This is a genomic window from Streptomyces sp. NPDC088350, assembly GCF_044753545.1.
Lineage (GTDB): Bacteria > Actinomycetota > Actinomycetes > Streptomycetales > Streptomycetaceae > Streptomyces.
Map to the genome: position 1 here is coordinate 724,594 of NZ_JBIVNL010000005.1, position 21,248 is coordinate 745,841.

Genomic DNA, 21,248 nt, shown 5'->3' on the forward strand with positions numbered 1-21,248 from the left:
TGCCCCAGAACCTACAGGCGACCACTGACAACGGGTGCGCCGAGCCGCGTCACCAGCTGGTCTTGCGGTACAGCTCCCACATCATCATGATCGTCGACGGGTCGAGGGCCCGCTCCCCGCCGGAGATGTCGTCGCTCGCGGCCACGTACTGCCGGCCCTGCCACAGCGGCAGCAGTCTGGTGTCGTCCACCAGGACCTGCTGGGCGTCCTCGAACTCCCTGACCACGTCGGCCCGGTCGGTCTCCCGCCGGGACTCGGGCAGCAGGACGTCGGTGATCCTGGTCGCCGGGTAGGGCGTACCGAGCGCGTTCCGCTGCCCCACGAACGGTGCGATGAAGTTCTCGGCGTCCGGGAAGTCCGGGAACCAGCCGCGCCCGAAGACCGGGTACTCGCCCTTCTGGTATCCCGTCACGTACGTCTTCCAGGGCCTGCTCCTCAGGGTGATCGTGAAGAGCCCTGAGTCGTCCAACTGTCGTTTGAGTTCCCTGAATTCGAGGGCGGTCTCGGAGCCGTAGCGGTCGGACGTGTACCAGAGGGTGAGCGGGACCCGCTCGGTGATGCCCGCCTTGGTGAGGATCTTCCGGGCCTTGGGGACGCTGGGGTCGCCGAAGGCGTCGTAGAAGGCGGTGGTGTGGCCGGTGAGGCCCTTCGGGACCATGGAGTAGAGCGGGTCGACGGTGTCGCGGTAGATCTTGTGGGTGATCGCGCCGCGGTCGACGAGCTGGGCGACGGCCTTGCGGACGGCGGGGTTGCGGGCCCACTGGTCCTTGGGGTTGAACACCAGGTAGTTGATGTCGGTGCCGGCGCCGTCGACGAGTTGCAGGCTCTTGGAGGGGCGTCCCTGGAGGGCGACGATGTCGTCGGCGGCGAGACCGCGGTAGGTGACGTCGATCTTCCCGGCCCGCAGCGCCTTGACCATGGTGCCGGAGTCCTGGAAGTAGCGGATCGTCACCGCGCTGTTCTCGCGCTTGGCGAAGCCCTTGTAGCGGTCGTTGCGGACGAGTTGGGCCTGCTTGCCGTCGTCGTAGGACTTCAGGGTGTACGGCCCGGAGCCGAAGACCTTGCCGTCCTTGCGCAGCGAGTGCGCCGGGTAGTCGTCGGGGTCGACGATCGACATGGCCGGGGTGGCGAGCACGAACGGGAAGGTGGCGTCGGGCTTGTTGAGGTGGAAGACGACCTCGCGGTCGCCAGTGGCCTGCACCCGTTCGAGGCTGCCCAGCAGGCCCGCGGGACCGCTCGGCGCGTTGATCTGTCTGATCCGGTCGATGGAGTGCTTGACGGCCTTGGCGTCGAGGGTGTCGCCGTCGGCGAACTTCAGGCCCGCGCGCAGTTCGCACCGGTACGTGGTGTTCGAACCGTCGGTGAAGCGGCACTCGGCGGCGTCCGGCTGGGGTGTGGTCGCGCCGTTCGGGTAGGCGAGCAGCGTCTGGTAGATGTTGCGGAACAGTTCCCAGGAGCCGTCCCAGGAGGCGGCCGGGTCGAGTGTGCTGGGGGCGCTGGTGGTCCCGACGACGATGGGTCCGTGGTCGTCGGGATTCCCGTCCGAGAACACTCCGCATCCGGCCATCAGGGATATCGACGCCATCGCCGCGACTCCGCGCAGGCCTCGGTTCCGGTTGAACACGCGCACGCTCCTCGATCCGCCGTACCAAGGGTCGGCAGACCATACCGCAGTGCCCCGGCCGGTCGAGCAAGGTTCGGACGGGGCCTTTGATCAGCGTTTTTATGACGACGTTGTCATGCGGCCGTGCGCGGTTCCGGGCGTCGACACGGGCACCGATTCCGTCAAGGGAACTGCAAAGGAATCGGCGCCCGGACGGTTCGGTCAGCCGACTCCGGCGTTCAGGAGGATGCCGCCGTCGACGACGAGGGTCTGGCCGGTGATCCAGTCGGACTGGTCCGAGGTCAGGAACGCGGCGGCGCCGCCGATGTCGGACGGCACACCGAGCCGGGCCAGCGGGTAGGAGGCGGCGGCCTCCGCCTCGCGGCCCTCGTACAGGGCGGCGGCGAACTTGGTCTTCACGACCGCCGGGGCGATCGAGTTGACCCGCACGCCGGGCGCGAACTCGTGCGCCAGCTGGAGCGTCAGGTTGATCATCGCGGCCTTGCTGACGCCGTACGCGCCGATGAACGGCGAGGCGGAGACCCCGGCGAGGGAGGCGATGTTGACGATGGCGCCGCCGTTGTCCTTCTGCCAGGCGTGCCAGGTCTTCTGGGCGAAGCCGAGCGCCGAGATGACGTTGGTCTCGAAGACCTTGCGGGCGACGTTCAGGTCGAGGTCGGCGATCGGGCCGAACACCGGGTTCGTACCGGCGTTGTTGACCAGGTAGTCGATCCGGCCGAAGGCCTCCATCGTGCGCTCGACGACGACGGCCTGGTGGGCCTCGTCGTGGGCCTTGCCGGCCACGCCGATGACACGCTCGGCGCCGAGCGTCTCGACGGCCTCCTTGAGGGCGTCCTCGTTGCGTCCGGTGATGCAGACCCGGTCGCCGCGGGCGAGCAGGGCCTCGGCGACGCCGTAGCCGATGCCGCGGCTGGCGCCGGTGATGACGGCGACCTTGCCGGAGAGTTCAGGCAGTTCAGTCATTTTTTCCTGCGTTCCCGTGTTCCCGTGTTCCCGTGAGCCTTAGTTGAGCGGTCCGCCGGCGACGTACAGGACCTGGCCGGAGACGAAACCGGCCGCCTCGTTCGTGAAGAAGGAGACGGCGTTGGCGATGTCGTCGGGCTCGCCCACGCGCTGCACCGGGATCTGGGTGGCGGCGGCGGCCTTGAAGTCCTCGAAGCCCATGCCGACGCGGGCGGCGGTGGCGGCGGTCATGTCGGTGGCGATGAAGCCGGGGGCGACGGCGTTGGCCGTGATGCCGAACTTGCCCAGTTCGATGGCGAGGGTCTTGGTGAAGCCCTGCAGACCGGCCTTGGCGGCGGAGTAGTTGGCCTGGCCGCGGTTGCCGAGGGCGGAGGACGAGGAGAGGTTGACGATCCGGCCGAAGCCCGCGTCGACCATGTGCTTCTGGACGGCCTTGGTCATCAGGAACGAGCCGCGCAGGTGCACGTTCAGGACGGTGTCCCAGTCGGAGACGCTCATCTTGAAGAGCAGGTTGTCGCGGAGCACGCCCGCGTTGTTGACGAGGATCGTCGGCGCGCCCAGCTCCGCGACGATGCGCGTGATCGCGGCCTCGACCTGGGCCTCGTCGGAGACGTCGGCGCCGACCGCGAGGGCCTTGCCGCCGGCCGCGGTGATCTTCTCCACGGTGTCCTTGCAGGCGGCCTCGTCGAGGTCGATCACGGCGACCGCACGGCCCTCGGCCGCGAGGCGTACGGCGCTGGCGGCGCCGATGCCCCGCGCCCCGCCGGTGACGATCGCGACCCGCTGCTCAGTGGTGGACATTCCTGGTTCTCCTCGCCCTTGAGAGACTCTCGCCCTTGAAAAACCGCGGCCAGTCGGTGAGCGACCGCTTAGTACCTTCGGCAGACGTGACGCTAGAAGCCCTGGCACGCGGTGTCAACGCCATGCGAGCCGGGTGTGATCCATTACCTCACCAGCAGGTCCAGCAGGCGCTCCGCCTCGGCCGCGGGATCGACGGTGAGACCGGTGTGCACGGGCCCCGGCTGCACGACCGTCGACCGGGGCGCGATGAGCCAGCGGAAGCGCCGCCCGGCGTCGTCCGCCGCCGCCTGCCCGGCCGCCTCACCTCCCGCGCACACACCTTCCACGGCGCCGAGCGCGGCCCTGATTCCGGCCACGTCGGCCGCCGGGTCGAGGGCGAGCAGCCGGGCCTCGTCCAGATGGGTGCGGGCGCCGACGTAGGACTGGGCGCGGCAGTAGACGAGGACCCCGGCGTTGATCAGTTCGCCGCGCTCGACGCGGGGGACGACGCGCAGCAGGGCGTACTCGAAGACGTCCCGGGTGTTCGCCTCGCTCGGGCGGATGATGTGGCGCTCGGTCACTGGAGTCCCTTGATGCGTTCGTGGAGGAAGGGCACGCGCGCGAGGAGGGGTGCCGCGTACGCCTCACGGAGGAGGTCCGGGGTGTCGAAGCCGGGCTCGCCGGCCAGCCAGGCGTCGGGGATCTCGGCGGTGACCTCGGCGAGGAGTTCCTCGGTGACCTGCGGGGCCAAGTGCGCGGCGGCGGTCGCGAGATCCGGGGCGAAGCGGGCGAGGGCGTGATCGGTGGCGTCGTACGGTCGGCCCGCCGAAGCCTCCGCGCCGGGCCAGTTGTGGTGCCAGATCATGGTGGCGCCGTGGTCGATGAGCCACAGGTCGCCGTGCCACATCAGGAGGTTGGGATTGCGCCAGGAGCGGTCGACGTTGTTGACCAGCGCGTCGAACCAGACGATCCGGCCGGCCTCGTCGGGGCTCACCGTGAACGCCAGCGGGTCGAAGCCGAGCGCGCCGGACAGGAAGTCCATGCCGAGGTTGGTGCCGCCGCTGGACCTGAGCAGTTCCTGGACCTGCGGGTCGGGTTCGCCGAGGCCGAGCACCGGGTCGAGGTCGAGGGTCACCAGGCGGGGCACCCGGAAGCCCAGCCTGCGGGCCAGTTCCCCCACCACGACTTCGGCGACGAGCGTCTTGCGGCCCTGTCCCGCGCCGCTGAACTTCATGACGTACGGCGCGAAGTCGTCGCCCTCGACGAGCCCCGGCAGCGAGCCGCCCTCACGCAGGGGGGTGATGTAGCGGGTCGCGATGACTTCCTTGAGCATCGCCCCAGGTTACTGGTGCCCGTTGCGGGCGCCTGTTCAGGCCTTATGCGCTGCCGACAGCGGAACGACAGGGACGTTTTACGCACGCCTGATCTCGATAAGGCCAAGCTCTCGACACCGTCTGAACGACGGTCATCCGCACCCCGTACCCCTTTGCACACCCACGAATGCTTTCCATGGAAGGAACGTCAGCATGACCAGCGAATCGTTCGAACCCGTTACGACGCCGTCCCGCCGCACCGCGTTGGCGGCGGTCGGCGCGGCGGGACTCGCCGTCGCGCTGACCGCGTGCTCGTCCAGCGACGACTCGTCGTCGGGCTCCTCGGACTCCACCAACACCGCCGGTTCGTCCACCGCCCAGGGTGCCGCCGGCGGCACCGAACTGGCGAAGACCTCCGACATCCCCGAGGGCGGCGGCAAGATCTTCGCCAGCAAGGGCGTGGTGGTCACCCAGCCGACGGCGGGCACCTACAAGGCGTTCTCGTCGAAGTGCACCCACCAGGGCTGTGCGGTGAGCAGCATCAGCAACGGCGTCATCGTCTGTCCGTGCCACAAGAGCGAGTTCTCCGTCACCGACGGCAGCGTGAAGAAGGGTCCCGCGACCCAGGGGCTGCCCGCCGAGCAGATCACCGTGTCCGGGGACTCCATCACGCTGGCGTGACGGTCAGCCTCGGCGCGGTCGTTTGAGACAGCCCAGCACCTCGTCCGTGGTCGCGACCGTAGCGACCAATGCGAGGGTGTTGCGGATCATCGCGGGGGTGTACTCCGAGGGCACCCCCGCGATGGCGTCCTTCGGTACGACGACGGTGTAACCGCGGTTGACGGCGTCGAACACCGCGTTGGGAATCGCCACGTTGGCCGAGACGCCCGTGACGATCAGTGTGCGGCAGCCCAAGTTCCTTAACAGCGCGTCGACTTCGGTGCCCTGGATCGGCGACAGACCGTGCAGCCGTCGTACGACGAAGTCCTCCTCGGCGACCTCGATCGGGGGCGCCACGCGCACCGCCGCGGTGCCCGACAGCTGCTGTACGGGCAGGCGTTCGGCGGCGCGGAACAGCCGGGCGTTGTGGTTCGCGCCCCGGCCGTCCGGGCGGCGTTCGGCGATCGCGTGGATCACCTGCACCCCGCTCTCGTGCGCGGCGGCGACGAGTCTGGCGACGTTGGTGAGCGCGCCCGACGAGCGTGCGGCGAGGGCGAGTTCGGGCAGCGCGCTGTCCGGGCCGACCACCCCCTGTTGACATTCGACGGTCAGCAGCACAGTGCTCACCGTGTCGAGGATCTCACTGAGTTGTGCGTGCGACGGCATGGCTCTCCCTTGTCGTCGACGGCCGGGGCGGGCGACAGTAACGAGCATCGCGTGCGGAGGGAAGACGGCCGACGTTCCTCCGGCCCATCTCCTGACGTACCGTCAGAAGCGGCTGTCCGCCGCTCGTGCCGTAGCCGAAGGGGATCGCATGACCGCCACTCAGCGTCGAGGCCGGAAGATCATGATGACACCCGAGGAACTGGACGAGTTCCTCGCCGCCGAGCGCACCTGCCGCGTGGCGACCGTCTCCGCGGACGGGGCCCCGCATGTCGGCCCCCTCTGGTTCGCCTGGGACGGCACCTCGCTCTGGCTCTACTCGATCACACGCAGCAAGCGCTGGGCCGACCTGCGCCGCGACCCGCGCGTCGCCGTGGTGGTCGACGGCGGGCACGCCTACGACGAGCTGCGGGGCGTCGAGCTGTCCGGGACCGTCGAGTTCGTGGGCGAGGCCCCGCGCACCGGCGAGCCGCATCCCGAACTCGTCGCCGTGGAGAAGCTGTTCGCGCAGAAGAACTTCGGCCTGGACGCGATGCCGTACGACGGCAGGCACGCGTGGGTACGGCTGACGCCGGACACGGTCGCGTCGTGGGACTTTCGCAAGTTGGCGGCGCTGTAGGCCAGTTGCCCGGTTTCGCTGTTGCTCTGCTCTGCTCGGCCTTGCTCAGATGAGGGTCTCGGCCGCCGCCTGCAGCGCCTCGACCGCCGCGCGGATGGACGGGCGGCGGTCGGCGTCGGCGCGCCAGACGACGTACACGTGTCGGCGCACCCGCTGCTTGAGCGGGACGGTGACGACTCCGGCGGGCATCGGGCGGCGGCCCAGCAGGGGGGCGACGCACACGCCCAACCCGGCCGCCACCAGGCCAAGTTGGGTGTGTGTCTCGGCGGCGCGATGGCCGATGATCGGCTCGATGCCCCGGGAGCGCAGGGTGAACATCAGCCACTCGTGACAGAACTCGCCCTCGGCCCAGGTGATCCACTCGTCGTCGGCGAACTCCCCGAGGTCCACCTCGTCGCGCCCGGCCAGCGGATGGCCGGCCGGCATCGCCACATCGGCGGGATCGTCCAGGATCGGCGCCTTCACCAGGCCGTCCGGCAACGGCATCGGCTTGTTGTACCAGTCGAGCACGACCGCGAGGTCGAGATCGCCGCGCACGACGCCCGCGATGCCGCTCTCCGGCTCCAGTTCCGTGGAGCGGACGCGCAGCGCGGGGTGCCGGGCGCGCAGGGCGGAGAGCGCGGCGGGGAACAGGCCGCGGGCGGCGGTCGGGAACGCGGAGAGCCGCAACTCCCCCACGACCTGCCCCCGTTGGGCCTCCAGGTCCGCCTGGGCCAGCTCCACCTGCGACAGGATGCGCCCCGCGTGCTCCGCGAGCAGCCGGCCGGCGTCCGTGAGCCGTACCCCCCGCCCGTTCTTGGCGAGGAGCTGCTGGCCCACCTCCCGCTCCAGCTTGGACATCTGCTGCGACACGGCCGAGGTGGTCACATGCAGCGCCTCGGCGGCACCGCTGACGGAGCCGTGCCGGGCGAGGGCGTCCAGGGTACGCAGGCGCTCCAGGTTCAACATATTAGCGATACTACGAGATACCGGGCGCGAAATCTCGCTTGTGCTACGAGGTCGGGTCCAGCACGGTGGTGCCCATGAGCACAGTCACCGCCGGCCAGAACCAGGCTGCTCCTGCCGACACCCCCGTACGCCTTCCCCGCCGCGCCCTCCACTGGCGGCTGCGCTTCGGGGCGCTGTCCCTGATCTGGGGCTTCAGCTTTCTGCTCATCAAGGTGGGCACCCAGGGTTACGCGCCCTTCCAAGTCACGTTCGGGCGGCTGCTGTTCGGCACGGTGGTACTGGCGGCGGCGATGGCGGTGAAGCGGGAGCGGCTGCCGCGCGGTGCGCGCACGTGGGGTCATGTCGCGGTCGCCGCGTTCCTCCTCAACGCCCTGCCGTTCTCCCTGTTCGCCTACGCGGAGCTGACGATCCCGTCCACGCTCGCGGGCATCTGCAACGCGACCTCGCCGCTGTGGGGCATGGCGCTGTCCCTGGTCGCCCTCTCCGAGGACCGCCCGACCCGCATCCGCGTCGCCGGTCTCGGCCTCGGCTTCCTGGGCGTCCTGACGGTCCTCGGCGCCTGGCAGGGCTTCAACGGCCTGGACCCCACGGGCACGGTGATGGCTCTGCTGGCCTCGCTCAGCTATCCGATCGGCTGGATCCACGTCCGCCGGACCCTGGCCGGGACGAGTTCCTCACATCTCTCGCTGACGGGCGCCCAGTTGCTCCTGGCCACCCTCCAACTCGCCGTCGTCACCCCGCTGTTCACCTCGGTACCGGCCCACTTCCCGGTCCTGCCCCTGCTGGCGATCGCCGCGCTGGGCGCCCTGGGCACGGGTCTCGCCGTCCTCCTCCAGTACGGCCTGGTCGCCGAAGTCGGCCCCACGACCGCGCAGATGGTCACGTATTTCATCCCGGTCGTCGCCACGGCGGCGGGCGTCGCGATCCTGGGCGAGTCGCTGACCTGGTCGACTCCGGTGGGGGCGGTGATCGTGCTGGCGGGGGCGGGGCTCACGCAGGTGCGGGGGAAGGCGGGGCGGTAGGCAGGTAGTCGGTAGGCAGGTATGTCGGTAGGCAGGTGGGGCCGTAGGTCGTGTGCGGGTGGCCGCAGCCAGGGCTCGGGGGTGCCAGGGGCTTGGCCGTGCGCCGGGCCGGGGCCGTCCCGGCCGAGCGCAGGTTGCGGGTCCCTGGGGTGCCGGACACAGGGTCGAAAGCAAGGACTCCGACCACCTCCTGGCCCCGCTCCGGCGGGAGCTGGGCTGCCGTCGCGCTCCCCCCGGCTCGGGCCCCAAGCGAGTGCTCCGCACCGCTCACCGGCTTCGCCCCAACGGCAGACGGCAGTTGAACCGGTCGCCGCGACTCCAGCGGCCGGACGCGGACCGTGGACGAGAACCCAGCACCCCGTCCCGGCCCCGCCCGAGGAAAGTCGATCCGCCCGCCACGACTCCAGCGGCCGGACGCAGACCGTGGACGAGAACCCAGCACCCCGTCCCGGCCCCGCCCGAGGAAAGTCGATCCGCCCGCCACGACTCCAGCGGCCGGGCGCGGACCGAGAGCAAAGGCTCCGGCCCACCCCTGCCTCACCCCAACGGCGGTTGAGTGAGCCCGTCGCGACTCCGCCCCGCGCCCATGGCCTCGTACCCGACTCCCCTACGCGTACCCCCGCACCGGCGCCACCCCGCACGCCGAAGCGATCGCCTCCGCCAATGGCTCGGTCTCGTCCGGTGTCAGGGTCGAGACGGTGATGCGGATGCCGGGCGGTGCGCCGAGTCGGAAGCGGGCGCCCGGGGCCACGGCCCAGCCCGCGTGGAGCAGGCGGGAGACGGCGCCGGTCTCGTCCGGTACCGGGATCCACACGTTGAGGCCGCTGCCGCCGTGGGCCGCGACCCCGCGTGCGGCGAGCGCGGCGATCAGCGCGTCGCGGCGCGCGCCGTACGCGGCTGCCACCACCGGTGTGTCCACGGCGCCGTCGGCCCAGAGCCGGGCCACGGCCCGCTGGGTGATCCGGCTGACCCAGCCCGGGCCCAGGCGCTGGCGGCCCCGTACGCGGTCGAGGGTGACGGCGTCGCCGGTGAGGACGGCGAGGCGCAGGTCGGGGCCGTAGGCCTTGGCGACCGAGCGGACGAAGGCCCAGGTGCGGGTGGTGCCGGCCAGGGGGTGCAGGGGCTGGTGGACGATGCCGTGGCCGTGGTCGTCCTCGATCAGCAGGATCTCCGGGTGGCGGCGGAGCACGGAACGCAGGGCACGCGCGCGCGTGGCGCTCACCACGGCTCCGGTGGGGTTCTGCGCCCGGTCGGTGACGATCAGGGCCCGCGCGCCGGACTCCAGCGCGGTGCGCACGTCGTCGGGGAGTGGTCCCTCGTCGTCGACGCGGACGCGGGTCACGCGGAGTCCGAGCGCCGGTACGAGGTCGAGCAGGCTGCCCCACCCGGGGTCCTCGACGGCGACGGTGTCCCCGGGCTTCAGATGGGCGGCGAGGACGCGCTCGATGGCGTCCAGGGAGCCGGAGGCGACGGCCACGGGGCCCGCCGGTACGCCGTCGGTGTCCAGTGCGGCGCGGGCGATGCGGGCGAACTCCGGTTCGACCGGGTCGTCGCCGTACAGGACCGGTTCCCGGTCTGCCTGCTCGGCGGCCGAGGTGAACGCCCGCGCCAGGGAGGGCAGCAGCGCCGGATCCGGGTTGCCGTGGGACACGTCCCGCACCCCCGCCGGCACGTCCACCCGGATGTGCTCGCGCCCGGTCGTGGCCGGCTTGGGCCGCACCCGGCTGCCCCGGCGCCCGGCGGTCTCGATGACCCCGCGCTCGCGCAGGGTCCGGTACGCGGCGGCGACCGTATTGGGATTCACCCCCAGCTCGACCGCCAACTCCCGCATGGGAGGCAGCACTTGCCCGGGTTCCAGCTCGCCCGAACCCACCGCGCGCTCGACGTCCGCAGCGATGTCGGCTGCGCGTCGCCCTTCGATCCGATATCCTCCTAGCACAAAGAGCATTATGCACTAGTGCAATACGCATCGCAACATCGGAATGCCAGGACCGCACCACCCCAAGACCGGCATCGCACACTGGAGAGCACCATGCAGGGCACCGCCCCACAGCCGACATCGCCGCCCGCCTCCTACACCCCGACCGACCGGACCGTCCCCACGCGTTCCGCGGACCGGGCGTCGTACGACAAGGACCTGGTGCACGCGATACTCGACGCGGCCTACGTCTGCCATCTCGGCTTCGTCCGCGACGGCGCGCCGGTCGTGCTGCCGACGCTGTACGGGCGGGTTGGCGAGCGGCTGTACGTGCACGGTTCGACGGGCGCGCGTCCGCTGCGGATGACGGGGAAGGCCGATCCCGGGCTCCCGGTGTGCCTGACGGTCACGCACGTCGACGGGCTGGTGCTGGCCCGCTCCGCCTTCCACCACTCGATCAACTACCGCTCCGTGGTGGTGCACGGCATCGCCCACCAGGTCACGGATCCCGAGGAGAAGCGGACGGCGCTGGACGCGCTGGTCGACCACGTCGTGCCGGGCCGGTCGGCGGACTCGCGGCCCGCGAACAAGAAGGAACTCGCCGCCACCATGGTGATCCGCCTCGACCTCGACGAGGTCTCCGCCAAGCTCCGCACCGGCGGCGCGAACGACGACCCCGAGGACCTGGACCTCCCCCACTGGGCCGGCGTCGTCCCCGTCCGGCCCGCTTACGGGGCACCGCTCCCGAACGACGACCTCGGCCCCGGCATCGAACTCCCCGACTACCTGGCGGCGTTGTGATGCTGATCCACCCCTGGGACGCACCCCGCGACGACGCCGAGTGGCAACACTGGCTGGCCGCCCACGACTTCGGGCAACTCGCCGTCAACGGCCCTTCCGGCGAACCCCCGTTCGTCCAGCCGCTCCACTTCGCCTACGACCCCGAGCGCGGCGAGGCGATCACCCACCTCGCCCGCCCCAACCCCCTGTGGCCCGCGCTGGAGGCGAACCCCCAGGTGGTGTTGAGCGTCGTCGACGACTACGTGTACGTCACCGGCCCCTGGCAGGCGGAACCGGACGGCCCACCGGAGCACGGGGTACCGACCAGCTTCTACGCGGCGGTCCAACTCCTCTGCACCGCCCACCTGGTGGACGACCCGACCGAGAAAGCGGCCCTCCTGAACCGCCAGGTCGGCCACTTCCAGCCCGAGGGCGGCTCCGCCACGGTCGCGGCGGGCGAGGCGCCGTACGGACGACTCCTGTCCGGGATTCGCGTGCTGCGGCTCGAAGTGACCGGTGTGCGGGCGAAGTTCAAGTACGCGGGCAAGCGGTCGGCCGAGGTGCGGGACCGGATCGCGGCGGGGCTCGCGGAGCGGGGTGGTCCTCGGGACGCGGTGGCGCGGGAGCATGTGCTGCGGCGGCGGGAGGGGTGAGGAAAGCGTCTCTCGTCGCACAAGGCGTTCCTCCTCACACGGCGGCGGCCGGCGGGAGACGCAGGTCACATTCGCTCGTGTCACAGGGGGCCGGGCTGTCTCGTCTCGGGGGTGTAGCCGATGGACACGACACGGAGGAGCACCTCATGGACGCGCGACTGAACTACCTCGCCAGCCCGATCGCCAGCAAGGCCGCCAAGCAGTTCATGGCGGTGGGCAGGACGCTCAAGGGTTCTCAACTGCCCGCTTTGACACAGGAGTTGGTGGCGCTGCGGGTGAGCCAGATCAACGGCTGCGCCGTCTGCCTCGACATGCACACCAAGGAGGCCGCCGCCGCGGGCGAGACCGCCGTACGACTGAACCTGGTCGCGGCGTGGCGCGAGGCCGCGGTCTTCAGCGAGGCCGAGCGGGCCGCGCTGGAGCTGGCGGAGGAGGGCACCCGGGTCGCCGACGCGGCGGGCGGGGTGAGCGACGACGTGTGGGCGCGCGCCGCCAAGCACTACGACGAGGAGCAGCTCACCACCCTGGTCATCCTGGTCTCCTTCATGAACTCGGTGAACCGGCTGAACATCATCACCCGGCAGCCGTGCGCCGGTGACTACGAGCCCGGGATGTTCGGCTGAACCACAGCGTTGCTGTTCGGATCGGGAGTCAACTCCGCGCAGGGGAAGGGGATTTCGGCGTGAGCAAGGTCGAGGAGTTCGAGGAGCTGCGGCCGCTGCTGTTCTCGATCGCCTATCGGATTCTGGGCAGTGTGGGCGAGGCCGAGGACGCGGTGCAGGAGACCTGGCTGCGCTTCGACGGCACGGCGACCCGGCCCACGTCGGCCAAGTCCTATCTCTCGGCCGTGGTGACGCGGATCTCCGTCGACGTGCTGCGGTCCGCGCGGGTACGGCGGGAGGAGTACGTCGGCCCGTGGTTTCCCGAGCCGTTGCTGAGCGATCCGTACCAGGATCCGGCGCGGTCGTTGGATCTGGCGGACTCGGTCTCGATGGCGGCGCTGCTGATGCTGGAGCGGCTCAGTCCGCTGGAGCGGGCGGTGTTCGTGCTGCGCGAGGTGTTCGCCTTCGACTTCGCGGACATCGCCGCGGCGGTGGGGCGTTCGGAGGCGGCGTGCCGGCAGCTGGTGGTGCGGGCGCGGCGGCACATGGAGGCCGGGAGGCCGCGGTTCGCGGCGGACCGGCAGGAGCGGCAGGAGCTGGCGGCGCGGTTCTTCGCCGCGTTGAAGGACGGCGATGTGGGCGGGCTGCGCGAACTGCTCGCCGCCGATGTGCAGTTCGTCGGGGACGGTGGCGGCAAGGCACCCCAACTGGCCAAGGCCGTCGTGGGCGCTCAGAACGTGGCCCGGGTGCTGGGCACGGTCTTCCCCTGGCTGATCCGGATCGATGTGTCGTGCGAGCCGCACGAGCTGAACGGCCAGCCGGGGGCGATCTTCCGCGACCGCGACGGGAAGGTGCTCCACACGCTGGTCCTCGACGTGCTGGACGGACAGATCCAGACCATCCGCGCGGTGATCAACCCCGACAAGCTCGGCCACCTCGGCCCGGTCGGGGACGCCTGGGCCGTCGACCGCGAGCTGCGGCAGGCGCGTCGGCGACCGAGCTGACGCAGGGAGTGGTGTTGAAGGGGGGCGGCTCAGGCTGCCGTCTCCCGGGCGGACGGCTCCCGGTCCGGGCCGCCGCTCGCGACCGGCTCCTCGGAGCCCTTCGTGGGGGCCGAGGACTGGGCGATGAACGCGCCGAGCAGGACGACCGCGCCCCCGATGATCTGGGGTGCGGAGAGGTGTTCGCCGAGCAGTACCCAGGCCAGCACGGTCGCGATGACCGCTTCGAGGCAGGCCACGACACCGGCGACCTGCGGGGAGAGGCGGCGGACGGAGACCACGCCGGTGACGTACGCGAGGACCGTGGCGATCAGCACGATCCAGGCGAGCAGGGCGGCAGCGGGGACGAGGGTGCCGTTCATGGCGGCGTCGCCCCGGAGGACGGACCAGTCCATGGTCCACGGGCGTGCTACGGCCGTGAGCAGGAGGGCGCCGACGAGCAGGCCGTACGCGATCACGCCGAGCGGGTCGGGGGCCTCGGCGCCGGCGTCGCTGCCCTGGTCGGACAGGACGAAGTAGCCGACCTGGCAGCAGGCGGCACCGAGCGCGAGCAGCAGTCCCACGGCGTCGAAGCTCAGGCCGGACCATACCTCGACGACACAGGCGAGGCCGCCGGCCGCGAGGACGACTCCGAGCGCGGCGGCCCGGGTGACCGGACGCCGCTGCACGAACCGCACCCAGCCGAGCACGAGGGCGGGTGCGAGGTACTCCACGAGCAGGGCGACGCCGACGGGTATGCGGGAGATCGCGGCGAAGTAGCAGGCCTGGACACCGGCGACGGCGAGCAGCCCGAAGCCGAGGAGCAGCGCGGGGCGGCTGCGCACGAGCGCGCGATGGCGTACGGCGAGGGGCAGCATCACGAGCGCCGCGCCGGCCACCCGCAGCCACACCACGTCCAGCGGGTCGAGCCCCGCCTCGATCAGCGGCTTCGCCGCGACACCGGATCCGCCGAAGGCCAGCGCGGAACCGAGCGCCAGGCCCAGCCCGACACCCTTCCCGCCTCCGACGGCCGCACTGCTCTCAGACGTATGCACGGCCACATGATGACAGGGGACGACATGACCGTCACCCCCGTTGACACCTGTCTCAGGGCGTGGACCCCTCCCCGCCTCCGACGTACTCCCCCAGCCTGGTCTCGATCCACACCAGCACTTCCGGCGACTCGATGCCGGCCCGGTGCAGGACCTCGACGGCGCGGGACTCCGGGTCCGCGACGATCGCGGCGAGGAGGTCGATGCCGCAGGCGAGGTCGTCGCCGCGGAGTCCGGCGCGTTCGCAGGCGTATTCCAGGGCGCCCGCCGCGAGGGGTGACCAGCCCTCCGCCGCGGGGACGACCGGGATCGCGCCGGAGTCCTCGACCGAGCCCTGCCAGCGCAGGCCGTAGCCGATGCTGCGTTGTACGAGGTAGCCGAGGAGCCGGGCGATCTGGGGGCCGTCGCCGAAGACGGCGCGTGCTTCGGGGTCGGACTCCAGGAGGCTGTGCAGGAGATGGGCGGTGTCGATCTGCCGGTCCCCGTCCCGCAGGGCCCGGCGGCGCGCGCCGGCGACCACCGCCGCCAGCTCCGCACTGAGCCCGGCGTCGTTGTCCGCGCGGTGGATTCCCTGTTCGTGGGTGGACTGCCTGGGGATACGGGGTTGCACTCTCCCACCCCATCAGCCGCCCGCGTCGAGGGCATCCCCGGGGGGAAGCATTTCGGCGTCCCACACAAAGTGGACCCAGGTCGACGGAATCTCCTCCTTACGGATGAGATCACGCGCTCCGACCCCGAGAGGCGCGCGCCTCCCCGCCGCGCGCCCCGTACGCAACCGCACTGCACCCGGCGTACGTCTTTCGCGATCGTGGAGAGCAGGTGCTGGCTGGTGGCTCTGCCGGCGGTCGACGGCAGGCAGTACGTGTACCGGGTGTACGCCCCGGAGGACGCGCTGCCCGCCGACCTGTTCTGGGACGCCTGGCACTGCCACGACGAAAGCACCCACCCGCGCGCGTGGGACCTGTTCGACGCGGCGGTGATACGGCGGGTGAGCTGAATCCCGCGATCCGGCGGGCGTACACAATTCCTGACGGTTCATCAGTATTGAATGTTGGGCGCCCTGCGGCTACGTTCCGCGACACGGTAGCCCGATACGAAGAGGTGGTCGCATGGCCGAAATCAGCGCGGAGGCACGCATCGAGGCCCCGGCCGAGAAGGTGTGGGCACAACTCACGGACTGGCCCGCGTACGGCGAGTGGAACGCGACCCACACGAACTTCCCCAAGGGCGGTCCGGAAGCCCTCGAAGTGGGCGGGACCTTCCAGGAGAACATGAAGCTGATGGGCTTCCCGGCCGAAGTCGAGTGGACCATCGAGGAGTTGGAACCTGCGCGTGTGCTGGCCATCCGCGGCAAGGGCCCGATGGCCGTGAACGTCGCCACGCGCTACACGCTCACACCCGACGGCGACGCGACGACGGTCCGTATCGACGGCGAGTTCACGGGCGCGGCGGTGTCGTTGATGGCGGGCAAGCTGAAGGACTCGGGGACGGCCGCCCTGAACGAGTCGCTCCGCAAACTGGCCGGGCTGGTGGCCTGAGGAAGGCGCAGGGGCACCGCAGGAACGGGAACGCGCAAAGGGAAGGCGCCCCACGGAGGTTCCGCGGGGCGCCTTGGCCTGCCGCCTCTTCCGGCGCCGGGGACATCAGTCCTCGTCGGCCAGGATCAGGTACAGCTTCTTGCGGGCGTCGTTGATGACGGTCAGCGCCTTCTCGCGCTGCTCCTTGCTGCCGGTCTTCCAGACCTGGCCGAAGGCCTCCATCAGACCGAAGCCGGCCTGGCGGATCTCGCTGAGGGCCTCCCAGTCGACACCGCGGGAAGCCTCTTCCCAGGGCGCGTCCGGGCCTTCCTCGGCCGCGGTACGGCCGGCGTCGGTGAGCGCGAAGAGCTTCTTGCCGCCCTCCGTCTCACTGACGATCAGGCCCTCGTCCTCCAGCAGCTGCAGGGTGGGGTAGACCGAGCCGGGGCTCGGCTTCCACGCACCGCCGCTGCGCTCGGCGATCTCCTGGATCATCTCGTAGCCGTGCATCGGCCGGTCCTTCAGGAGGGCGAGGATCGACGCGCGCACGTCGCCGCGCCGCGCCCTGCCGCCCCTCGGGCCGCCGCGCCCTCGTCCGCCCCAGGGGCCGGGACCGAAGCCCGGTCCGAAGCCGGGGCCACCGGGACCGCCCGGGCCGCCCGGCCCGAAGGGACCGAAAGCCGCACGCCGCCCGTCAGGGCCACCCCGGCCGCGCCGGGAGGGGCCGTCCTGTCCATGTCCACGCTCGTATCCGTGGGTACGCATCGCAATCACTCCATTCCATCGTTGATCTGTCGCGATGCGTCAACGATATATCGGAACTGTTCGGATGACAACCCTTCGCCGAAAGACCCTCCTGTCCCGTCTCAGCCTGTCCGGTCGGAATCCCAGATGATCTGGTCCGTTTCGCCCGTCGCCTCAGGGGTGATCTGGCTCCTGGCCTGGGAGCAGGCCACCGGGAAGGGAATCGAGGAGCCGTCGGGCGTCCAGGCCCCCTCTGCCGGGGCATGCATACCTGAAGAAGACCCCTGGGCCGGTCGCGGCTATGATCCGCGTCTTCGAGCGATTGGGGACCTGGTGGGGATATTTCGGCGCGGAGAGCGTCGTGATGGGGTGGACCTGCCGCGCGACGGGGAGTTCGCGTTCCTGTCCGAGGCGGAGGCTGCCCGGTTGCGTACTTTCGTCCGCGAGGCATGCGCGGAGCGCGGCATCGAGGTAACGGTCGAACCGGGCCGCGTGACCACGGGCTCGGGTTGGCGCTTCGGCCTCTCCAATCTTGCGGCCGTGTGCCACAACGACAGCCGCGGCCCCCGGTGCTGGCGGGCGCTCGTAGACGAACATGTCGACCGGGTCATCCGGTCGATGGATGGACCTCAGGCTCTCAAGGCCCTGCCGCGTGAACAGCTCCTGGCCCGGCTCTACCCCCGCTTCATTCCCAGCGATCCCGCGCTCCTGAAGGCTTTCGGGTACGGTCCCCAATCGGTCCCGGGGCTGTTGGAGGTGCTGGCGCTCGATCTCCCGGAAACCGTCGACATGCTGACCGCGGACTCCCTCTCCAACCTGGGTGACATCACGGCCCTTCGGGACCGTGCGTTCCAGAACCTACGAGCCGTCCGCGTTGACAAACACAAGGTGGTCAGGGACAAGGACGGCTCCCACTTCGACGTGCTGATGGGCGGCTCGTACTTCATCGCGAGCCTCGCCCTGGTTCTGGACGAGGTCCTACTCCGCTACACCAAGGACGCACCGGCGCCGGACGGAATCCTGGTCGCGCTGCCGCACCGGCACCAACTCGCCTTCCACGTCGTCCGCGACAGGAACGTGGCCTCCTCGCTGCACGCCATGGCCCGGTTCGCCGCCATGGGCTTCGAGCAGTCACCGGGCGCGCTGAGCCCCTCGGTGTTCTGGTGGCACGAGGGCAGCTTTACCCAGGTCGCCACCCAGGACGACGCCGGCCTGCACATCAAACTCACCCAGGAGGCCATGAACCTGGCAGCGCGTTTCGCGGGCGGGTAGCCAGACCTGGCTCGACATGCAGTCCTGCAGTCACTTCGAAACGCCGCCGGCGGACCAGATCACATGAGATTCGAGGGAGTTCACCCTCTCAAGTGATCTGGTCCCCACAGGTCACAGCCCTGACTCCGAACCAGATCAATCGAGACGGGACATCTCCTGCCCGCTCTCGTCCAGTACTGGGGCCGCTCAGCCCAGTACGTCGCGCAGCAGCCTCGCGCTCTTCACCACCTGGCTGGAGCCGGTGCGCGCCGCGGCCGTCGTGACCTCGGGGATCTCCCCCTTCGCCGCGCAGCGCGAGGCACAGTCGACACCGAGGGCGAGCAGCGCTCCGGTGCCCCGGACCACGGGGTCGCGCAGCAGGAGAGGCAGGGCGGTTTCGAGAACGGACCAGACGGTGGCGTACGCGCCCGTCTCGGCCGCCGCGCGCAGGGAGGCGGTCACCCGGTTCGCCTCGACGCAGTTGGCGCGCAGCAGCACGGCCAGCTGCCGTCCGAGCAGGTCGGTGTTCAGCTGCCCCCGCCCGGCGAGCACGAGCAGCGCGTCGACCGCCGCGTCGCGTTCGCGCTGCTGGTCGTAGGTGAGGGTGTACGCCACCGCCAGGTGCAGCGCGAATCCCGCCGGGCCGCCGGACTCCGCGGCGAAGGGCAGGGCGTGGGCCCAGCCCCGCATGGAGACCCGGTACCTGAAGTAGTCACGGGCCAGCACGACGTCGCGGTGGTGGGGCAGCTGGGCGAGCCAGAAGGGGAGCATCGGGTCGTAGAGGCCGTCGGCACGGTACGGCCCGATCAGGGTCGCGGCGGCCGGGAGGAGCGGGGGGCCGGGGGCAGGCTCGGGGCGCAGATGGCTCACCCATTCCGTGGGGTACCTGTCCGTGCGGCCGTCGGGCCAGTCGCCGGGCGGCCCGGACTCCCAGTGCGGCAGCCCGCCCGCGCGCAGCCACCCCGCCAGCCGCCGCCCGGCGTCGGACCCGAGCCGCTCGGCGGCGCCCAGCACCGTCTCGTCCGGGGTCGGGGTGACGCGCAACAGGGCCTGGGCCAGGTCGACCGGCGCGGGGGAGATACCGAGCCCTTCGAGCACCGAGATCCGCTCCACGAGTACGGCGGCGTCCAGCGCCCCCGTCGCGTCGGTCGGCACGGCCAGCAGGAACGGCTGCGCGTCGGTCTCGATGATGTCGAGCGCCTCGGCGAGCCGCGCCTGGAGCAACTCCCCCGCCGGGGAGTGGTCCTGGTACTTGAGGCGGTCGACGAAGTTGCGCCGCCTCGGCTCGTCGCCGCGCAGCGCCGCGGCCACGTCGTAGACGTCGGACTGGGTGAAGTCCACGGCGTCGCGGGGCTGTTTGCGCATGACCGGCTTCAACGCCCTTGCCAGCGCGGCCCGTTCGAGGTGCGCGTGCCGGACCAGTCCGTCCAGGACGCGCTCGAACGTCGCCACGTCCCTGTCGTTCGCGACGACCGCCGCGAGCTCCTCGGCGACTTCGGCGGGCGTCCCGATGGGGCCGGGTACCGGGCGGGGTTCGGGTACGGCGGGCAGCATGTCGGCGTACGGGGCGGGGAGTTGGTGTGGTGCGGTGCCGAAGAGTGCGGCGGCTCGTGCCGCGAGGGCGGGGTTGATCCGTGCGGCGGCCGTGCGCAGCTCCGGCAGTACGGTGTCGCCCGCGCTCTTGATGTGCCGGGCGACCACGTCGAGGGCGCGCTCCTGGATGTCGACGTCCCGGTGGTCGAAGGCCGTCGCGGCGTCGAGTACGGCCCTGCGGGCGCGGGCGGGATCCTTGCGGGCCGCGCGGTCGAGCCGGGTCAGCTGGGTACGGACCAGCTTCTTCTCCGGTCGCACAAGGACCCGTAGGCACATCTCGGTGAGCACGTCGGCTTCCAGCAGCCCGGCCTCGTCCAGGCCGATCAGGACCTCCTGGGCGTAGGCGGCGACCGGAGACGACAGGTCGAGCAGCGCCACGTGGTCCCGGAGGGCGGGTGCGTTCTCGGCCGGGGTGAGGGCGAGGGCGCGCAGGTGGTCGAGCGGCGGCGCGGTCTCCGCGCGGGTGCCGTCCTGGAGCAGCTGCGGCTGCAACTGCCCAGCGAGCGCGCAACGTTCGCGGGTCGTCGAGGCGTGTTCCTCCGGGGTGAGGGCGAGTTGCGTGAGCGCTATCGCCGCGTCCTGCCCCCAGACCGGTGCGGCGAGCAGGTCGGCGAAGACGCGCCGGATCAACGCGGCCCGGTCGACCGGCCCGTCGCTCTCGGCGGAGAGGTGGATGAGCACGCCGAGCCTGGTGTTCTCGCGCACGTGGCGAAGGTCGTGCCGCGTCGTCTGGTGGTGGAATCCCTGCGCGCCGAGGTGGATTCCCGGCCGCTCCACGAGCAGCGGGAGGAGCTGCGGCGTCAGGTCGTCGGCGCGCAGCCGCGCCAGGAAGGTGGCACCGGGCCGCGTTCCGCCGCGCAGGTGTGCGGGATGTTCCCAGCCGCGGTCGCGCCATCGCAGCCAGCTGTCGATGAACCCGTCGGAGGTCGGGACGGGACACCCCGTGTCGAGGACGAGGTGCTCGACGAGATCGGACCTGACGGTGTTCCCGGGCGTCGACAACTCGGCGATCCGTCCGGCCAACTCGGCCCGCCAGGCGACGGGTTGGAGGTTGACGACGTCCAGCATCCAGGCGCCGTCGAGGGGCAGGACGACCGTGTTCGCGCCGTTCTCGGGCCGCAGGATCCACTCGGCGGCGGCCAACGGGTCGGTCCGGCAGCCGAGTTCGGCGGCCAGCTGGGCGGCCTTCTCCTCCTCGGGAACGTGGAACCAGCCGGCGCGCAGCGGCGCGCGCCGCTCCTCCAACGCCTCGGCCTGCGCCGCGCGCTCGGCCGGCGGCAGGGCGCCGAGTTCCCTGAGCACTCCTTCGACGTCCCCGGCTTCCGCGAGGTGGACCAGGTTCATCGTGCGGTCTCCGATCGTGCCGTGTTCGCCGCCGCGCCTGCGGCTGCGTTCGTGCCCGGCGTCGCGCCCGTGGCCGCTGCCCCGTCCGCCGCCGTGCCTGCGGCCGGGTTCGTGCCCGCGTCCGCCGCCGTGCCCGCGCCCTCTGCCCCGTCCGGCGCCCTGCTCGCGGCTGCGTTCGCGCCCGCGCCCACCGTCGCGCTCGTGCCGACTGCCCCGACCGCC

The 21,248-nt window shown here is 71.2% G+C and carries 22 protein-coding genes; 10 read left to right on the plus strand and 12 right to left on the minus strand.

The genetic code is table 11. From position 1 onward, the window contains the following. Positions 1-49 precede the first annotated feature (49 nt). The 5 genes from ACIQBL_RS21070 to ACIQBL_RS21090 form a co-directional block, all read right to left on the minus strand. Positions 50-1,624 carry an ABC transporter substrate-binding protein gene (locus ACIQBL_RS21070; RefSeq protein WP_401943926.1) on the minus strand — a complete coding sequence of 525 codons (1,575 nt, stop codon included), beginning with the start codon at positions 1,622-1,624 and terminating at the stop codon, positions 50-52. Between the two features lie 201 nt (positions 1,625-1,825). Then, the gene (locus tag ACIQBL_RS21075) at positions 1,826-2,587 is read right to left on the minus strand and encodes an SDR family oxidoreductase (protein ID WP_401943927.1); all 762 of its coding nucleotides are present in this window, start codon (positions 2,585-2,587) and stop codon (positions 1,826-1,828) included. 39 nt (positions 2,588-2,626) lie between these two features. Beyond that, complete coding sequence (fabG, locus tag ACIQBL_RS21080) at positions 2,627-3,388, minus strand: 3-oxoacyl-ACP reductase FabG (RefSeq protein ID WP_401943929.1); 762 nt, start codon at positions 3,386-3,388, stop codon at positions 2,627-2,629. Between the two features lie 143 nt (positions 3,389-3,531). Then, positions 3,532-3,948, minus strand: a complete 417-nt coding sequence (locus ACIQBL_RS21085) for a DUF3037 domain-containing protein (RefSeq protein ID WP_401943930.1) — start codon at positions 3,946-3,948, stop codon at positions 3,532-3,534. Further along, on the minus strand, positions 3,945-4,700 hold the full coding sequence (locus ACIQBL_RS21090; RefSeq protein WP_401943932.1) for a HipA family kinase: 756 nt from the start codon (positions 4,698-4,700) through the stop codon (positions 3,945-3,947). Before ACIQBL_RS21090 ends, ACIQBL_RS21085 begins: the two co-directional genes overlap by 4 nt. Before the next feature lie 193 nt (positions 4,701-4,893). Here ACIQBL_RS21090 and ACIQBL_RS21095 point away from each other — a divergent pair, with 193 nt between their 5' ends. Continuing rightward, positions 4,894-5,361, plus strand: coding sequence for a Rieske (2Fe-2S) protein (locus ACIQBL_RS21095; protein WP_401943933.1), 468 nt, complete (start codon positions 4,894-4,896; stop codon positions 5,359-5,361). Between the two features lie 3 nt (positions 5,362-5,364). Here ACIQBL_RS21095 and ACIQBL_RS21100 read toward each other — a convergent pair whose 3' ends face one another. Beyond that, the gene (locus ACIQBL_RS21100; RefSeq protein WP_401943935.1) at positions 5,365-6,006 is read right to left on the minus strand and encodes a cysteine hydrolase; all 642 of its coding nucleotides are present in this window, start codon (positions 6,004-6,006) and stop codon (positions 5,365-5,367) included. Between the two features lie 148 nt (positions 6,007-6,154). On the opposite strand from ACIQBL_RS21100, the gene ACIQBL_RS21105 reads away from it, so the two are divergent. Beyond that, complete coding sequence (locus tag ACIQBL_RS21105) at positions 6,155-6,622, plus strand: pyridoxamine 5'-phosphate oxidase family protein (protein ID WP_401943936.1); 468 nt, start codon at positions 6,155-6,157, stop codon at positions 6,620-6,622. A gap of 45 nt (positions 6,623-6,667) precedes the next feature. On the opposite strand, the gene ACIQBL_RS21110 is transcribed toward ACIQBL_RS21105, so the two are convergent. Further along, positions 6,668-7,570, minus strand: coding sequence for a LysR family transcriptional regulator (locus ACIQBL_RS21110; protein ID WP_401943938.1), 903 nt, complete (start codon positions 7,568-7,570; stop codon positions 6,668-6,670). A gap of 74 nt (positions 7,571-7,644) precedes the next feature. On the opposite strand from ACIQBL_RS21110, the gene ACIQBL_RS21115 reads away from it, so the two are divergent. Next, positions 7,645-8,592: a DMT family transporter gene (locus ACIQBL_RS21115; RefSeq protein WP_401943939.1), complete on the plus strand. Its 948-nt coding sequence runs from the start codon at positions 7,645-7,647 to the stop codon at positions 8,590-8,592. A 607-nt stretch (positions 8,593-9,199) separates the two neighbouring features. Here ACIQBL_RS21115 and ACIQBL_RS21120 read toward each other — a convergent pair. Next, a complete protein-coding gene (locus ACIQBL_RS21120) occupies positions 9,200-10,531 on the minus strand; it encodes an aminotransferase class I/II-fold pyridoxal phosphate-dependent enzyme (protein ID WP_401943940.1) in 1,332 nt (443 codons plus the stop codon). Between the two features lie 93 nt (positions 10,532-10,624). On the opposite strand from ACIQBL_RS21120, the gene ACIQBL_RS21125 reads away from it, so the two are divergent. The 4 genes from ACIQBL_RS21125 (at position 10,625) to ACIQBL_RS21140 (ending at position 13,549) form a co-directional block, all read left to right on the plus strand. After that, positions 10,625-11,311: a pyridoxamine 5'-phosphate oxidase family protein gene (locus ACIQBL_RS21125; protein ID WP_401943942.1), complete on the plus strand. Its 687-nt coding sequence runs from the start codon at positions 10,625-10,627 to the stop codon at positions 11,309-11,311. Beyond that, on the plus strand, positions 11,311-11,943 hold the full coding sequence (locus tag ACIQBL_RS21130; RefSeq protein WP_401943943.1) for an FMN-binding negative transcriptional regulator: 633 nt from the start codon (positions 11,311-11,313) through the stop codon (positions 11,941-11,943). Before ACIQBL_RS21125 ends, ACIQBL_RS21130 begins: the two co-directional genes overlap by 1 nt. A 146-nt stretch (positions 11,944-12,089) precedes the next feature. After that, positions 12,090-12,566 carry a carboxymuconolactone decarboxylase family protein gene (locus ACIQBL_RS21135; protein WP_401943945.1) on the plus strand — a complete coding sequence of 159 codons (477 nt, stop codon included), beginning with the start codon at positions 12,090-12,092 and terminating at the stop codon, positions 12,564-12,566. A gap of 59 nt (positions 12,567-12,625) precedes the next feature. Further along, entirely contained in the window at positions 12,626-13,549 is a 924-nt protein-coding gene (locus ACIQBL_RS21140; protein WP_401943947.1) for an RNA polymerase sigma-70 factor, read from the plus strand. Between the two features lie 29 nt (positions 13,550-13,578). On the opposite strand, the gene ACIQBL_RS21145 is transcribed toward ACIQBL_RS21140, so the two are convergent. Together ACIQBL_RS21145 and ACIQBL_RS21150 are read right to left on the minus strand one after the other, a co-directional pair. After that, complete coding sequence (locus tag ACIQBL_RS21145) at positions 13,579-14,586, minus strand: EamA family transporter (RefSeq protein WP_401943948.1); 1,008 nt, start codon at positions 14,584-14,586, stop codon at positions 13,579-13,581. Between the two features lie 46 nt (positions 14,587-14,632). Continuing rightward, positions 14,633-15,187: a Clp protease N-terminal domain-containing protein gene (locus tag ACIQBL_RS21150; RefSeq protein WP_401943949.1), complete on the minus strand. Its 555-nt coding sequence runs from the start codon at positions 15,185-15,187 to the stop codon at positions 14,633-14,635. A gap of 219 nt (positions 15,188-15,406) precedes the next feature. On the opposite strand from ACIQBL_RS21150, the gene ACIQBL_RS21155 reads away from it, so the two are divergent. Both ACIQBL_RS21155 and ACIQBL_RS21160 read left to right on the plus strand, forming a co-directional pair. Next, positions 15,407-15,574, plus strand: coding sequence for a hypothetical protein (locus tag ACIQBL_RS21155; protein ID WP_401943950.1), 168 nt, complete (start codon positions 15,407-15,409; stop codon positions 15,572-15,574). Between the two features lie 112 nt (positions 15,575-15,686). Beyond that, positions 15,687-16,115, plus strand: coding sequence for an SRPBCC family protein (locus ACIQBL_RS21160; protein ID WP_401943951.1), 429 nt, complete (start codon positions 15,687-15,689; stop codon positions 16,113-16,115). A 105-nt stretch (positions 16,116-16,220) separates the two neighbouring features. Here the strand turns inward: ACIQBL_RS21160 and ACIQBL_RS21165 are convergent, their stop codons facing one another. Then, on the minus strand, positions 16,221-16,859 hold the full coding sequence (locus ACIQBL_RS21165) for a PadR family transcriptional regulator (protein ID WP_401943953.1): 639 nt from the start codon (positions 16,857-16,859) through the stop codon (positions 16,221-16,223). A 159-nt stretch (positions 16,860-17,018) separates the two neighbouring features. On the opposite strand from ACIQBL_RS21165, the gene ACIQBL_RS21170 reads away from it, so the two are divergent. After that, positions 17,019-18,110, plus strand: coding sequence for a hypothetical protein (locus ACIQBL_RS21170; protein WP_401943954.1), 1,092 nt, complete (start codon positions 17,019-17,021; stop codon positions 18,108-18,110). A gap of 186 nt (positions 18,111-18,296) precedes the next feature. Here the strand turns inward: ACIQBL_RS21170 and ACIQBL_RS21175 are convergent, their stop codons facing one another. Next, a complete protein-coding gene (locus ACIQBL_RS21175) occupies positions 18,297-21,026 on the minus strand; it encodes a DUF6493 family protein (protein ID WP_401943955.1) in 2,730 nt (909 codons plus the stop codon). Positions 21,027-21,248 lie beyond the last annotated feature (222 nt).

Coding starts and splice junctions, on each gene's coding strand:
- ACIQBL_RS21075 (WP_401943927.1), bottom strand. CDS start 2,587: ATGACTGAACTGCCTGAACTCTCCGGCAAGGTCGCCGTCATCACCGGC.
- fabG (WP_401943929.1), bottom strand. CDS start 3,388: ATGTCCACCACTGAGCAGCGGGTCGCGATCGTCACCGGCGGGGCGCGG.
- ACIQBL_RS21090 (WP_401943932.1), bottom strand. CDS start 4,700: ATGCTCAAGGAAGTCATCGCGACCCGCTACATCACCCCCCTGCGTGAG.
- ACIQBL_RS21095 (WP_401943933.1), top strand. CDS start 4,894: ATGACCAGCGAATCGTTCGAACCCGTTACGACGCCGTCCCGCCGCACC.
- ACIQBL_RS21100 (WP_401943935.1), bottom strand. CDS start 6,006: ATGCCGTCGCACGCACAACTCAGTGAGATCCTCGACACGGTGAGCACT.
- ACIQBL_RS21105 (WP_401943936.1), top strand. CDS start 6,155: ATGACCGCCACTCAGCGTCGAGGCCGGAAGATCATGATGACACCCGAG.
- ACIQBL_RS21110 (WP_401943938.1), bottom strand. CDS start 7,570: ATGTTGAACCTGGAGCGCCTGCGTACCCTGGACGCCCTCGCCCGGCAC.
- ACIQBL_RS21115 (WP_401943939.1), top strand. CDS start 7,645: ATGAGCACAGTCACCGCCGGCCAGAACCAGGCTGCTCCTGCCGACACC.
- ACIQBL_RS21125 (WP_401943942.1), top strand. CDS start 10,625: ATGCAGGGCACCGCCCCACAGCCGACATCGCCGCCCGCCTCCTACACC.
- ACIQBL_RS21130 (WP_401943943.1), top strand. CDS start 11,311: ATGCTGATCCACCCCTGGGACGCACCCCGCGACGACGCCGAGTGGCAA.
- ACIQBL_RS21135 (WP_401943945.1), top strand. CDS start 12,090: ATGGACGCGCGACTGAACTACCTCGCCAGCCCGATCGCCAGCAAGGCC.
- ACIQBL_RS21160 (WP_401943951.1), top strand. CDS start 15,687: ATGGCCGAAATCAGCGCGGAGGCACGCATCGAGGCCCCGGCCGAGAAG.
- ACIQBL_RS21165 (WP_401943953.1), bottom strand. CDS start 16,859: ATGCGTACCCACGGATACGAGCGTGGACATGGACAGGACGGCCCCTCC.
- ACIQBL_RS21175 (WP_401943955.1), bottom strand. CDS start 21,026: ATGAACCTGGTCCACCTCGCGGAAGCCGGGGACGTCGAAGGAGTGCTC.